Genomic DNA, 13,038 nt, shown 5'->3' on the forward strand with positions numbered 1-13,038 from the left:
AAATATGAAAACCTGGAGACTTATAAAATCTATCACTGATAATGGCGCCAGACAGATGGCCATTGATGAAGCCATACTTACAGCACGAATAAAAAATAAAGTCCCCAATACTTTACGCTTTTTTACTTGGAAACCGACCTGCGTAACAATCGGCTTTTTTCAAAATTTAGAAGAAGAGATCGATTTTATCAAAACTCGGTCTAGGGGCATAGACGTAGTTAGAAGATATACGGGCGGAGGCGCGGTTTTACATGAGCATGAACTAACTTATTCTCTAACCATCTCAGAAAAAGATGTTTCTTCTGATATAGTTGAATCTTATAAAGAGATCTGCGCCGGAATAATTGAAGCCTTGTTTTCTCTTGGTATAAAAGCAGAATTCAAACCCATAAATGATATTATTGTTGGTAATAAAAAAATATCAGGCAATGCTCAGACTAGAAAGTCAGGCGTGGTGTTACAGCATGGTACAATACTTTTGGATCTGGATCTTAAAAAAATGTTTTCCCTGTTAAAGATCCCTGACGAAAAAATTAAGGATAAAATGATAAAAGCGGCCAAAGAGCGAGTAACCTCGTTAAAAAACGAACTAGGAAAAAGCGTTGCCAATAAGGAAATAGAAAAGGCGCTTATTTATGGATTTGAAAAAATGTTTAATATAAAAACTGAAGTTGGAGAACTTACTCCCCAGGAATTAAAGCATGCCGAAAAATTATATAAAGAAAAGTATACTAATAATAAATGGACTAATTGGCGATAATATGAAAAAAATAATTTATAAAGCGCCTAACGGTAAGTTATTGCGCCTGCAACTTGATGCGGAAGATAATATTATAAGGAATATAAAAATAGCCGGTGATTTTTTTATTTACCCGGAAGAAGCGATTTGTGAGATTGAAAAATTTTTAGTCGGAAAAAAAATTAATAATAATATAGAAAGTACGTTGAAGAAATTTTTATTAAACAACAATATAATTATAATAGGATTCAAACCGACAGATATTTTTAATGCACTATCAAATAATAATAAATAAAATAGCCACAGTTTTTTTAAATAATATTACCAGCAAATAGGCCCGATTCTCGCATTTAATCGGCGGTCTCTTGATGCTAATAATCGGCTTGATGCTTATTTTCAAGCCCGGTTAGCTGATGTTTGGCTAAAAATTTCAAAATAAAAAAACCAACGGCCAATATATTAAAGCCGCTGTTTGTTTTGTATTATTTAAGCTACTCGGGTCGCCTCCGATAAAAAGTTTTAGTGGCGGTGGGACTGGCCCCGCTATTGCGCGGGGTAAAGATTCTTACCTTATTTATTCCCAGAGCGGAGAGGACTAGCCCGCCTGCGGCGGATTTTCGAGACTCTCACTTTAAAAGTAATGGCGGTGGGACTGGGATTCGAACCCAGGATACCCGTAAAGGTATACATGCACTCCAAGCATGCGCCTTCGACCACTCGGCCATCCCACCTCAATAAGCGATAAACCAACAGCCATAAGCGACAAGCCATAAGCTAACAATATTATACCATAGCAAATTAAAGGCAAAAAGAAAAGCCTTTTTTGCTTTTTAAAAAAGACTTTTCTTGAATTTTTTATTTTTTGTTTTTAAGCTTTTTTTCTGTTTTCAATATATCCAAGGTTGTTTTAATCACTGTATCCGGATTCAGCGACATCGAGTCAATACCTTCCTTGACTAAAAAACGAGCAAATTCGGGGTAGTCTGAAGGCGCCTGGCCACAGATACCAATTTTACACTTATTCTTCTTGGCTATTTTAATTACCTGACTAACCATTCTTTTGACGGCTTCGTTTCTTTCATCATAAATATGAGCCACTAAGGATGAGTCACGGTCTACTCCTAAAGTCAATTGAGTTAAATCATTAGAGCCGATAGAAAAGCCGTCAAATATCTTAGCAAACTCTTCAGCCATAATTACATTAGAAGGGATTTCGCACATGACATAAACTTCTAAACCATCTTGACCTTGTTTCAGGCCATATTTTTTCATAATCTTAATCACATTTTTTCCCTCTTCCACTGTCCGGCAAAAGGGCACCATAACTTTGAGATTTTTCAGCCCCATCTCTTTTCTTACTTTTTTTAAGGCCTGGCACTCCAGTTTAAAAGCGGCTTCATAATTTTTATCGTAATAACGTGAAGCACCGCGCCAGCCGATCATGGGATTGGACTCTTCCGGCTCAAATTCTGAGCCGCCGATTAAGTTAGCGTATTCATTGGATTTAAAGTCAGACAAACGGACAATTACGTCCTTGGGATAAAAAGCGGCCGCAATCATAGCCACACCCATAGCTAATTTGTCTATAAAAAATTCACTTTTATTTTTATAGTCCCGGGTAATTTTTTCAATTTCCTTCTTAGCCTTTTTATCTTTTAATTTTTTATAATTCAGCAAAGCCAAGGGATGAATTTGAATAAACGAATTAATAATAAATTCTTCCCGGGCTAGCCCGACACCATCGTTAGGAATAAAAGAAGAGTCAAAAGCAATATCCGGACTACCAATATTCATCATAATTTTGGTTTTTGGTCTTTTTATTTTTTTAAGCCTAGTTTTTTTAACTTTAAAATCAGCCCGACCTTGATAAACAAAGCCTTTCTCGCCTTCAGCACAGGAAACAGTCACCGTCTGGCCGTTTTTTATTTTTTTAGTGGCTCGACCAGCCCCAACAATACAGGGAATACCCAATTCTCGGGAAACAATAGCCGCGTGACAGGTACGTCCGCCCTGATCAGTAACAATAGCACTGGCTATTTTCATAATTGGCTCCCAGTCCGGATCAGTCATATCAGTGACCAGAATTTGGCCTTTTTTAAAGCTGTGAATATCCTTAGTATTTAAAATTACATTAGCCTCACCTGAAGCAACTTTAGTACCGACCGGTGCTCCCTCAATAATTTTTTTACCTTTTTTCTTAATTACATAAGTTTCCAGAATATTTTTGTCTTTTTGTGACTGCACTGTTTCCGGCCGAGCCTGGACTATAAAAAGTTCATTAGTCTGGCCGTCTTTAGCCCACTCAATATCCATTGGTTTTTGATAATGTTTTTCAATAGCCACAGTCCATTTAGCTAAAGTTAATATTTCTTGATCTTCTATAGAATATTTTCTTCTCTTAGCCGTGCTCACATTAACATTTTTAGTGGATTTGCCCTGACCAGAGGTATAAATCATTTTTAAGGCCTTGGTGCCCCGCTGGCGAGAAATAATAGCCTTATAGCCTTGCTCTAAAGTTGGTTTAAAAACATAAAATTCATCCGGATTAACATTACCCTGGACTACATTTTCTCCCAAACCATAAGCACTGGTAATATAAACCGCGTTTTCAAAACCACTTTCAGTATCAATACTAAATATCACTCCCGAAGAAGCTTTGTCCGAGCGCACCATTTTCTGGACGCCAATAGATAAAGCAATTTCAAAATGGTCAAAGCCTTTGTCTTCACGGTAGGAAATGGCTCGGTTGGTAAAAAGAGAAGCAATACATTTTTTACAATATTTTAATAAATCTTTTTGGCCCCGGATATTTAAATAAGTGTCCTGCTGACCGGCAAAAGAGGCGTCTGGCAGATCTTCAGCTGTAGCTGATGAACGCACGGCCACGTCAACATTCTTTTTATATTCTTTTTCCATTTTTTTATAGGCTTTGATAATAGCCTCGTTAAGCTCGGCTGGAAAATCAGACTTTAGAATTAATTGGCGCACTTTTTTACCCCGAGCCATTAAGTTTCTCACATTATGAGTATTTAAATCAGACAGAATCTCTTTTATCTCATCTCTAATACCGCTTTCTTTAAGAAAAAAGCGATAGGCTTCAGCCGTGACCGCAAAACCATTAGGCACATTAATGCCCCTCTTAGTTAGAGTGGCGTACATCTCCCCTAAAGAAGCGTTTTTACCACCCACCAAAGGTACGTCCTTATTACGCAAATCTTTAAACCATAAAATTAACTCTTTATTTTTCTTTTTTTTCATAAAATTTGATAATTATAATATTTAATTTGCTAAAACCAATCCTATAACTTTACGAGCAGCTATAACAAAACCCTATACCCGACAATAATCATATACAACATCAGTACCCCTTTCTTATAAAAAGAAAAGAGTACCTTGTACTATATACAATGATTGGATTTAAAAGTTTATTTTTTGGGCAATACCATGCACTAAAGGCACTCGCCAGTATTCTCCGGACAAAGCCTTAATAAAGCCAAGCACCACCACTACAATAATCAAAAGATTTAACAACCAGCCGAGAATTGGAATAAACAAGAAAATAACAGAGGCAATAAAAATAATAAATCCTTGCTTAGCATGAAACTGGACAAACTTGCTGTCTTTTTTTACTACCAAAATAATTATACTGATAATCCAGAGATAGGAAACAGCTGCTAGCAGTTTATTTTCTTGGCTTTCCCCCATTTTTGGTTTCTCTTCCATCAGATCCACCTCCTTTCTTTTTATTTAATTTAAAGGGTAAAATACTATGATTTTTATAGTCTTTAGTTATAATCATAAAAGTAGCGGCTGAGATTAAAACTCCGAAGAAAAGTGTAATAAATGATTCAGTAATTAGATTAAAAATAAGATAACCTTTTCGAGTCCAAATTAATTTAAACAGAGCCATTAAAAATCCTAGGATAAATCCGGACAATCCGTTCAAAACTACTATATGGGCTAGTCTAACCTTATAGATATATTTAATCCATAAAGTTAATCCGACAAAAAATATTAAGTTTACAAACCAAAGGTAAATTAACTTCTGATCTAAAACAATAAGGACAATTTCAACTAACAAAACTCCTAAAAGCGGCCAGCGGAAAATTTTAAAGTAAAAATTAAATGTTTGACCAGCCAAATCACTGGAAACGCTTTTATTTTCTTGAATTTCTTGACTCGGCCCCTTCTCTTTCATAGTATTTATTATACTAAAATTTAGCTTTCCTGACAAACAAAAAGCCCCTTGCCAAGCAAGGAGCTTTTTTATATTTGGTTATAATCGATAAACTATAAATAACAAGCGATAAGCCAAAAACTACATACCCATGGGCATACCGCCAGGCATACCGCCAGGAGCCCCACCCGGAGCTGGAACTTTTTTATCGTTTTCTTCCGGCTTATCAGCAATAGCCGTTTCAGTGGTCAAAAGCATAGCTGCCACTGAAGCAGCGTTTTGCAAAGCACTACGCGTAACTTTAGTCGGATCAACAATACCAGCTTCCACTAAATCTTCAAATTTATCTTCTTCCGCATTATAGCCGTGACTCTCTTTTGACTCTTTTACTTTATTTAATATTACTTCTCCGGACTGACCGGCATTTTTAGCAATTTGTTCCAAAGGAGTTTCCACAGCTCTCCTTAATATATTAAGACCGGTTTTTTCGATATTATTTTTTACCTCAAGACTATCTAGAACCTCTGAAGCTCTGATTAAAGCAATACCACCGCCCGGGACAATACCTTCTTCCATAGCCGCTCGGGTGGCTTCTTTAGCGTCTTCCACACGGTGTTTCTTTTCTTTCATTTCAGTTTCAGTAGCTGCTCCGACTTTTATGACAGCTACGCCGCCGGCTAATTTAGCCAGTCTTTCCTGAAGTTTTTCCTGATCAAAATCTGAATCAGAATTTTCTAATTCGGTTCTAATTTGCTTAACTCGATCTTTAATAGCCGGCTCTTCACCTTTACCTTCAACAATAGTAGTTTCTTCTTTGGTAGCAATAACTTTATGGGCCTGGCCCAGGTCAGCCACTTCAGTGTTTTCCAGTTTCAAGCCCACTTCTTCAGAAATAACCTTACCACCGGTCAAGACCGCGATATCATGCAACATTTCTTTCCGTCGGTCACCAAAGCCTGGAGCCTTTACCCCCAGAACATTAAAGGTACCTTTCAGCTTATTAACCACAAAAGTAGCCAAGGCTTCACCTTCAATTTCTTCAGCAATAATAACTAATTCTTTTTTGCCAGACTGGGCCAACTTTTCCAAAAGAGGTAAAACTTCCTGAAGCGAAGAAATCTTTTTATCAGTAATTAAAATATTAGGATCCTCAAATTCAGCTTTCATATGTTCAGAATCAGTAATCATATAAGGAGAAATATAGCCGTTATCAAACTGCATACCTTCAACTATGTCTAGTTCCAAGCCAAAAGATTGTGATTCTTCTACAGTAATCACTCCATCTTTCTTCACTTTATCATAAGCTTTAGCTATAACCTGTCCAATTTCTTTATCGTTAGCTGAAATTGAGGCTACCTGGGCAATTTCCTCATTGGTTTTAACTGGCTTGGAAATTTCTTTGAGTTTTTCGACCACTGCTTTGGCCGCTATATCAATACCTCTTTTTAATATCATCGGGTTAGCCCCGGCCGCTACATTTTTTAAACCCTCATTAACCATGTTCTGAGTTAAAATAGTAGCCGTGGTAGTACCGTCACCAGCCACATCATTAGTTTTGGAAGCTACTTCTTTAATTAGTTCAGCTCCCATGTTTTCGAATTTATCTTCCAATTCAATTTCTTTGGCGATAGTTACTCCGTCATTAGTAATAGTCGGAGCGCCAAAACCTTTGTCCAAAACAACATTCCGTCCTTTAGGACCTAAGGTTACACGTACTGCGTCTGCTAATTTATTGACGCCTTCGTTTAAAGAAGTGCGTGCTTCTTCATTAAATAAAATTTGTTTAGCCATAAGTATAGTTAATTAGTTTATTAGTTAAATAGTTAATTATTTTTTAATCCATTTCAGCACCTTCAACATTTTCAGCACTTTCAACGCTTTAAACGTTTACTCAATTACCGCCACAATATCTTCTTCAGAAACCACTAAAAAATCCTCGCCATCAACTTTGACTTCATCTGGACTGTATTTTTTGAATAAAACTTTTTGTCCGGTCTTTATAGAGATCGGCGCGTGCCGGCCGTTATCTAAGATTTTGCCGGGACCAACCGCTATTACTTCACCTTTTTCTGGTTTTTCTTTTTCCGCTGTGTCCGGTAGAACAATACCAGACTGGGTTACTTCCTCCTCTTCTAAGGGTTTGATAATGACTTTGTCACCTAAGGGTTTAAGATTCATATTTTTTTTGCTTAATTATTAGCAGTATTTAATGATATCTAATTAGCACTCATTCGTCAAGAGTGCTAATTATTATCTTGTTAGCTTATTTTAAGGCAATTTTTAGTCTTTGTCAAGGAAATTCAAGTTATCCACAATTATTCAAATAAACCTTTAATTTTGTCATAAAATCGTTTTCGATACTCCTCTCTTCTATCATTTTCATGAAATTTTAAAACTGAATCAGAAATAACTACCTTATTATTATCTTGATACATCACGCTATTTTTATTTTTTTCCATTTTTTTTCTTTGGCCATCCCTAATAAAATTATTCAGCCAGGGGCCTAAGTTAGGAATTAAAAATAAAGTTTCAAAGACACTCTTAACTAACGAGGTAAGACTGTCTTTTTTAATTATTTTTTTATTTTCAGATAAAAAAGCATTAGGCAAAAATTCTTTTACCCATTTGTTTTCTTTTTGGATTTTTTTATGAAAATTAGCAGCATCGTAAAGAGGTGTTAATTGATCAACCCAAAAAGTAAAATAGGGGTCTTTATCTTGCAAAAGCAAAGGTTTAAAATCAAGGGCTTCACTACTTAGATAAAAACTCAAACAAATCTTGTTTTTTATTTTATCTTTATACCGTCTTAAGCCCAACATATGAACCAACCAAGTAACAAAAAAACGGGCTGTAAACAGATGGCCAGGTTCAGTGACTATAAAAAAATCAATATCACTTTCTTTTTTGGCGTTATCAAGAGCTAAATTATTGCAAACCGCTATATAATTAACAAAAGGGGCCATTTTTAAATAATTAACCGCTGTTTTGGCTTTTTCCCATTTCTTTTTATCATAATCCCTTCTCTCTTTCCTGGTCTCTACAATCTCTCTTCGTCCTTTTAGAAAATAATAGCCTTCATCTTCTTCAATTATATTTTTCAATTTTTCACTCATTTCCAAAACTTCAAGAACATCATTTAAATCTTTTTTAAAATCTTTTTCCTCTTTGTCAATATAAAGCCACCGCCAAATTTCTTCAGCGGTCAAAGGATAATCAAAAATATCATACCAACAGATAGTTTTGAGAATAGATTTTTCTATTTGACTAAATTTGTTATCTTCCATATTATTATCCTTAAATAAGCACCTTTGATTGACTAGTACCTTTTATTATACTTTTTCTGCTCTCAAAACACAAAAAAGGAGGTTTTTATGAGTAATAGAAAAGCGGCAGCAAAAAATTCAATAAAAATAATAGAGTTAATAGACGAACATCTGGATCAAGAAAAAGCAAAAATTTTTATTGAACGCAGAAATTTATTTACTGAAAAACAAGTAAATCACATAAATAATTGTTCTATCTGCCAAGAAAGAATAAAAAGAGCCAAAGAAGATATTGCTTGGCACGAAAAATAAATTATTTTTTCAAACTTTAATCAGCGCTGGTTTAACCTCCAGCGCTATTTTTTTTATTTAAATATTTTTTTAAATACTGCCCCGTGTAGCTTTTTTTATTTTTAGCTACTTGTTTAGGTGTACCAATGGCTACAATTTCACCGCCCTGGTCACCGCCCTCAGGCCCTAAATCTACAATCCAATCAGCTGACTTAATAACATCCAGGTTATGTTCAATAATTAAGACCGTATTGCCTTTATCAACCAGTTTATTAATTACTCCTAATAATCTCTTAATATCATCAAAGTGAAGGCCGGTAGTCGGCTCATCTAAAATATAAAGAGTCTTGCCAGTAGCCCTTCTGGAGAGTTCAGTAGCCAGTTTCACCCGCTGGGCTTCACCACCGGACAAAGTAGTGGCTGACTGACCCAAGTGAATATAGCCCAAACCAACATCAAATAAAGTTTTCAGTTTTTTCTTGATAGCTGGTATTTTATTAAAAAATTCCAGAGCCTCTTCCACAGTCATATCCAAAACATCAGCAATATTCTGGCCATGATAATGAATTTCCAGAGCCTGCTGATTATAACGCCGGCCCTTGCATTCCTCACACTCAACATAAACATCCGGCAAAAAATTCATCTCAATCTTTTTCATGCCGTCACCCTGGCAAGCTTCACAGCGACCACCTTTAACATTAAAACTAAACCGACCTGGAGTATAACCTCTTATTTTAGCTTCCGGTAATTTAGAAAAAAGATCTCTAATATAGGTAAAAACACCGGTATAAGTGGCCGGATTAGAGCGTGGCGTCCGGCCGATCGGCGACTGATCAATATGGATAACTTTGTTAAGATGGCCCAATCCCTTGATCTCTTTATACTTACCAGGTAGATCCTTAGCTCTATAAAAATGCTGAGATAAAGCCTTAGCTAAAATATCAATCATTAGAGTTGATTTACCTGAACCAGAAACACCGGTAATACAGACAAATTTACCCAGCGGTATGTCCACATCTATTTCTTTTAAATTAAACTCCTCGGCTCCTTTGATAGTAATTTTCTTGCCATTGCCTTGATGGTATTTCTTAGGAATTTTAATTTCTTTTTTGCCGGATAAATACTGCCCCGTTAAAGACTTAGCTGATTTTTTTATTTGAGCCGGCGTACCACTACCTACAATTTTTCCGCCGTGATCACCAGCCCCGGGGCCAATATCAACTAAATGGTCCGCTTCCAGCATGGTAGTTTCATCATGCTCAACAATAATCACGGTATTTCCGAGGTCTCTTAATTTTTTTAGAGTTTTAATTAACTTTTTATTATCCCGCTGATGTAAGCCAATAGAAGGCTCATCTAATATATAAATAACCCCGACCAAAGAAGAGCCAATTTGAGTGGCTAGTCTGATACGTTGAGCTTCCCCACCAGCTAGAGTCGATGAAGAACGATCTAGAGTCAAATAATCCAAACCAACATTATGTAAAAAGGCCAGTCTTTCTCTTATTTCTTTTAATATTTGTTTGGCAATTTTATTTTGTTTTTTACTTAATTTTAATTCTTTATTTTTGACTCCCTTTTTACCTAACTTATCAAAAAACTTCCGGCTCTTTTCAATAGGCATGGAAACAATATCATAAATATTCTTGCCACCAACACTCACCGCTAAACTGGCTGGTTTAAGGCGTTTACCCTGACAAGTGGGACAGGGATAGATACGCATATACTTTTCAATTTCCCGACGCACATAATCAGAATCTGTTTCTTTGTGCCGGCGCATCAGATTGGGTATCACACCCTCATAAGTAGTATAATAGTCACCGTCAAAACGTCTAGAAGAATAACTAGACTTGTATTTTTTATCACCCGTGCCGGATAAAATTATATCCAGCTGTTTTTTGGTTAAATCCTGCACCGGAGTATCAGTGGAAAAATTATTTTCCTCAGCTACTGTTCTTAAAATTTGAGTGTACCAACCCTTGTTGGAAGCCGTTCTGGACCAGGGACGAATAGCTCCCTGACTAATAGTTAGTCTTTTATTGGGAATAACCAGCTCCGAGTCAACCACCAGCTTAGTACCCAATCCGGTACACTCCGGGCAAGCCCCGTGGGGACTGTTAAAAGAGAAATTCCTCGGCTCTAAATCTTTTAAATTTATATTACAGTGGGGACAAGCCAGATGTTCAGAAAAAATTATATCTTCATTTTCTTCCACTTTATGAATAATAACTAGACCCTCACCTAAATCCAGAGCTGTTTCTAAAGAATCGGCCATTCTTAATTTGGTTTCTTTTTCATCTTCAATTTTTTCCTCGCCTTCTTTTACTTTAAGCCGGTCAACCACTACTTCTAAATTATGTTTTTTATTCTTATCAACCTCTAGATCTTCTGCTTCTTCAATTGGATAAATATCTCCGTCAAAACGCACCCGCACATATCCGGATTTTCTGATATCTTTCATTATATTTTTATGCTCTCCTTTTTTATCCTGAATCAAGGGAGCTAAAATCATTATCTTAGTTTCTTTAGGTAATTCAAATATTTTTTCAACTATCTGATCAATAGTCTGTTGGGTAACCACCCGGCCACATTGAGGGCAATGAGGAATACCGACTCGGGCAAATAAAAGACGGAGATAATCATAAATCTCCGTGACCGTACCGACAGTAGAGCGAGGGTTATGGGAAGATGATTTCTGATCAATAGAAATAGCCGGCGACAAACCTTCAATCTGGTCAACATCAGGTTTATCCATTAATTCTAAAAACTGCCGGGCGTAAGCTGATAATGACTCAACATATCTTCTTTGACCTTCGGCATAAATAGTATCAAAAGCCAGAGAAGATTTACCAGAACCAGATATACCAGTAATCACTACCATTTTATCCCGAGGCAGCTCTAAACTGACATTTTTAAGGTTGTGAACCCGGGCTCCCCTGATTGTAATTTTATCAGACATTATTTTTCCACAAAATTATGATATAAGGCTTTTGCCATTATACACCATGTGTCAATATAGGTCAAGACAACTAAACAACAACCTCAAAATAAACTAAATCAGTAAACACTAATATTCAGCCGAGTCCTGTTCCGCCTTAGCTTCGAGCAGCAAGGCGAGGAGCCATGGCGGGTCAATATAGGTCAAGATAACTATACATAAACCTAAAGATAATAAAAAACAGGGTTGGTTTACAAAAGTAAACCAACCCTTATCTTAAGAACTTTTTATTACCTCCCCTTTCCATTATACTTGTCTGCCAGATTTTTAAGCTTGGCTTTCATATTAATCATGGTTTCACTCAAGGGCAGATCCTTGATTTTTTTAATAAAAGGTACCCAATTGAAATTTGGGTGGTACTGAAGAGCTAGCTTAACAGCTTCTTCAATCCGAGCTAAGGGAACACCAGTTGGATCAACCGGCATATTTCTAGTGCCATTAAATATCCACCCCGGCCTGGTATCATACTGCCAGCCATGATGAAAACCATTACAAATTAGGTTTGGTAAATAATCATCAGGCTCTGAAATACCATTGGCCTTCTGTTCATTAAACCGATTAATGGCAGCTGCAACGCCGAGATTAACTCGTACCTTGTTAAAAAATTTTCTGTTTCTGCAAGGAAAACGAAAAATCTGTACGTTACCGCTAGTGCGTCGGCAAATTATCACTTCTGCTTTGTATAGATAATTAGCTAACCGATGTATATCTTCATCATCACAGCCATTAATCGTTATTACAGGAATCTTCTCTTTTCCCTTTTCAACTACCCAGACTCGACTCTTTTCTTTTAAAGCTCTTTTCTTCGCTTCAGAAAAAAACTCTTTTTGTGCCTCAATCAGTAAATCTATGTGTACTTTTAGCCAAGATAAAGCTTTTTCTAATTTATCTTTATCACTAATATCCATAAATCTTAATGTCTCAGCTAGTACGCCATATTCACCTCCACCATTAAGGTCGTTGGAGCGAATCCTTTTGAGAAGCATCTGATATTCAGGTTTATCATAAATATCCAGAAATACGACTACTTGGTCAGCCGTACAGATCTCCGGATATTTTTTTGGTGGATGATGATTAAAGGGTCCATCACCGCCACAACCCAAAATATAAGTGCCTTCATTAAGATGTTGCCAACCATCTTTTCCTTCAAAAGGAACATTTACATTATCGGTTTGAAAAATTATTGGCAATTCATTAACCTTGGTTTCAGGAAATAATCTTTTTAGTTCCTGGCGGAGAATGTCGATCGACCAAAGCTCATCAATGTGAGGACCAAGATGTGTAACAAAACGCTTTGGTCTTACTGGTTTTTTATTCTCCAATCTGGAATAAACTTCCTTTCTTCTTTTTCTTTTTTGGGCCTCAATTCTATTTCTATTATTTTTACTACCGCTGCTTCTTTTATTCCTCTGTCTTTTCATAAGGAAAACCTCCTTCTTAAGGGACACTAGATCCAACAAATTAAAAGTAAATAAATTCTTAAGTTGTCAAAAGTACAAACAAAGTAAAGTGTCAATGAACAAATTTTTACCCCTGAATTTATCACAAATTTACATTTATGTCAAGCTTA

At 36.3% G+C, this 13,038-nt stretch carries 11 protein-coding genes and 1 tRNA gene; 3 read left to right on the top strand and 9 right to left on the bottom strand.

Annotated elements, in window-relative coordinates:
• The first annotated feature begins 4 nt into the window (after positions 1-4).
• Both U5L76_03795 and U5L76_03800 read left to right on the top strand, forming a co-directional pair.
• Positions 5-760 (top strand): biotin/lipoate A/B protein ligase family protein, encoded by a 756-nt coding sequence (locus U5L76_03795; GenBank protein MDZ7798711.1) that lies wholly within the window; start codon positions 5-7, stop codon positions 758-760.
• A gap of 1 nt (position 761) precedes the next feature.
• Positions 762-1,034: a lipoate protein ligase C-terminal domain-containing protein gene (locus U5L76_03800; GenBank protein ID MDZ7798712.1), complete on the top strand. Its 273-nt coding sequence runs from the start codon at positions 762-764 to the stop codon at positions 1,032-1,034.
• A gap of 346 nt (positions 1,035-1,380) precedes the next feature.
• Here the strand turns inward: U5L76_03800 and U5L76_03805 are convergent.
• The 7 genes from U5L76_03805 to U5L76_03835 all read right to left on the bottom strand — a co-directional run bounded on the left by U5L76_03805 (position 1,381) and on the right by U5L76_03835 (position 8,200).
• Positions 1,381-1,470: transfer RNA gene (locus U5L76_03805), tRNA-Ser, on the bottom strand.
• 124 nt (positions 1,471-1,594) lie between these two features.
• Entirely contained in the window at positions 1,595-3,997 is a 2,403-nt protein-coding gene (ppsA, locus tag U5L76_03810) for a phosphoenolpyruvate synthase (protein MDZ7798713.1), read from the bottom strand.
• Between the two features lie 159 nt (positions 3,998-4,156).
• On the bottom strand, positions 4,157-4,462 hold the full coding sequence (locus tag U5L76_03815) for a hypothetical protein (GenBank protein ID MDZ7798714.1): 306 nt from the start codon (positions 4,460-4,462) through the stop codon (positions 4,157-4,159).
• Positions 4,422-4,937: a hypothetical protein gene (locus tag U5L76_03820; GenBank protein MDZ7798715.1), complete on the bottom strand. Its 516-nt coding sequence runs from the start codon at positions 4,935-4,937 to the stop codon at positions 4,422-4,424. Before U5L76_03820 ends, U5L76_03815 begins: the two co-directional genes overlap by 41 nt.
• Positions 4,938-5,057: 120 nt before the next feature.
• A complete protein-coding gene (gene groL / locus U5L76_03825) occupies positions 5,058-6,707 on the bottom strand; it encodes a chaperonin GroEL (protein MDZ7798716.1) in 1,650 nt (549 codons plus the stop codon).
• A gap of 96 nt (positions 6,708-6,803) precedes the next feature.
• Positions 6,804-7,094, bottom strand: a complete 291-nt coding sequence (gene groES, locus U5L76_03830) for a co-chaperone GroES (GenBank protein ID MDZ7798717.1) — start codon at positions 7,092-7,094, stop codon at positions 6,804-6,806.
• A gap of 137 nt (positions 7,095-7,231) precedes the next feature.
• The gene (locus U5L76_03835) at positions 7,232-8,200 is read right to left on the bottom strand and encodes a hypothetical protein (GenBank protein ID MDZ7798718.1); all 969 of its coding nucleotides are present in this window, start codon (positions 8,198-8,200) and stop codon (positions 7,232-7,234) included.
• Between the two features lie 87 nt (positions 8,201-8,287).
• Here U5L76_03835 and U5L76_03840 point away from each other — a divergent pair, with 87 nt between their 5' ends.
• Positions 8,288-8,491, top strand: a complete 204-nt coding sequence (locus U5L76_03840; protein MDZ7798719.1) for a hypothetical protein — start codon at positions 8,288-8,290, stop codon at positions 8,489-8,491.
• A 31-nt stretch (positions 8,492-8,522) separates the two neighbouring features.
• Here U5L76_03840 and uvrA read toward each other — a convergent pair whose 3' ends face one another.
• Together uvrA and U5L76_03850 are read right to left on the bottom strand one after the other, a co-directional pair.
• Positions 8,523-11,432: an excinuclease ABC subunit UvrA gene (gene uvrA / locus U5L76_03845; GenBank protein ID MDZ7798720.1), complete on the bottom strand. Its 2,910-nt coding sequence runs from the start codon at positions 11,430-11,432 to the stop codon at positions 8,523-8,525.
• A 266-nt stretch (positions 11,433-11,698) separates the two neighbouring features.
• Positions 11,699-12,889, bottom strand: a complete 1,191-nt coding sequence (locus U5L76_03850) for a hypothetical protein (GenBank protein MDZ7798721.1) — start codon at positions 12,887-12,889, stop codon at positions 11,699-11,701.
• Positions 12,890-13,038 lie beyond the last annotated feature (149 nt).

It is taken from the genome of Patescibacteria group bacterium, assembly GCA_034520665.1.
In the GTDB taxonomy this organism is placed as follows: domain Bacteria; phylum Patescibacteriota; class Patescibacteriia; order JAXHNJ01; family JAXHNJ01; genus JAXHNJ01.

Coding starts and splice junctions, on each gene's coding strand:
- U5L76_03795 (MDZ7798711.1), top strand. CDS start 5: ATGAAAACCTGGAGACTTATAAAATCTATCACTGATAATGGCGCCAGA.
- U5L76_03800 (MDZ7798712.1), top strand. CDS start 762: ATGAAAAAAATAATTTATAAAGCGCCTAACGGTAAGTTATTGCGCCTG.
- ppsA (MDZ7798713.1), bottom strand. CDS start 3,997: ATGAAAAAAAAGAAAAATAAAGAGTTAATTTTATGGTTTAAAGATTTG.
- U5L76_03815 (MDZ7798714.1), bottom strand. CDS start 4,462: ATGGAAGAGAAACCAAAAATGGGGGAAAGCCAAGAAAATAAACTGCTA.
- U5L76_03820 (MDZ7798715.1), bottom strand. CDS start 4,937: ATGAAAGAGAAGGGGCCGAGTCAAGAAATTCAAGAAAATAAAAGCGTT.
- groL (MDZ7798716.1), bottom strand. CDS start 6,707: ATGGCTAAACAAATTTTATTTAATGAAGAAGCACGCACTTCTTTAAAC.
- groES (MDZ7798717.1), bottom strand. CDS start 7,094: ATGAATCTTAAACCCTTAGGTGACAAAGTCATTATCAAACCCTTAGAA.
- U5L76_03835 (MDZ7798718.1), bottom strand. CDS start 8,200: ATGGAAGATAACAAATTTAGTCAAATAGAAAAATCTATTCTCAAAACT.
- U5L76_03840 (MDZ7798719.1), top strand. CDS start 8,288: ATGAGTAATAGAAAAGCGGCAGCAAAAAATTCAATAAAAATAATAGAG.
- U5L76_03850 (MDZ7798721.1), bottom strand. CDS start 12,889: ATGAAAAGACAGAGGAATAAAAGAAGCAGCGGTAGTAAAAATAATAGA.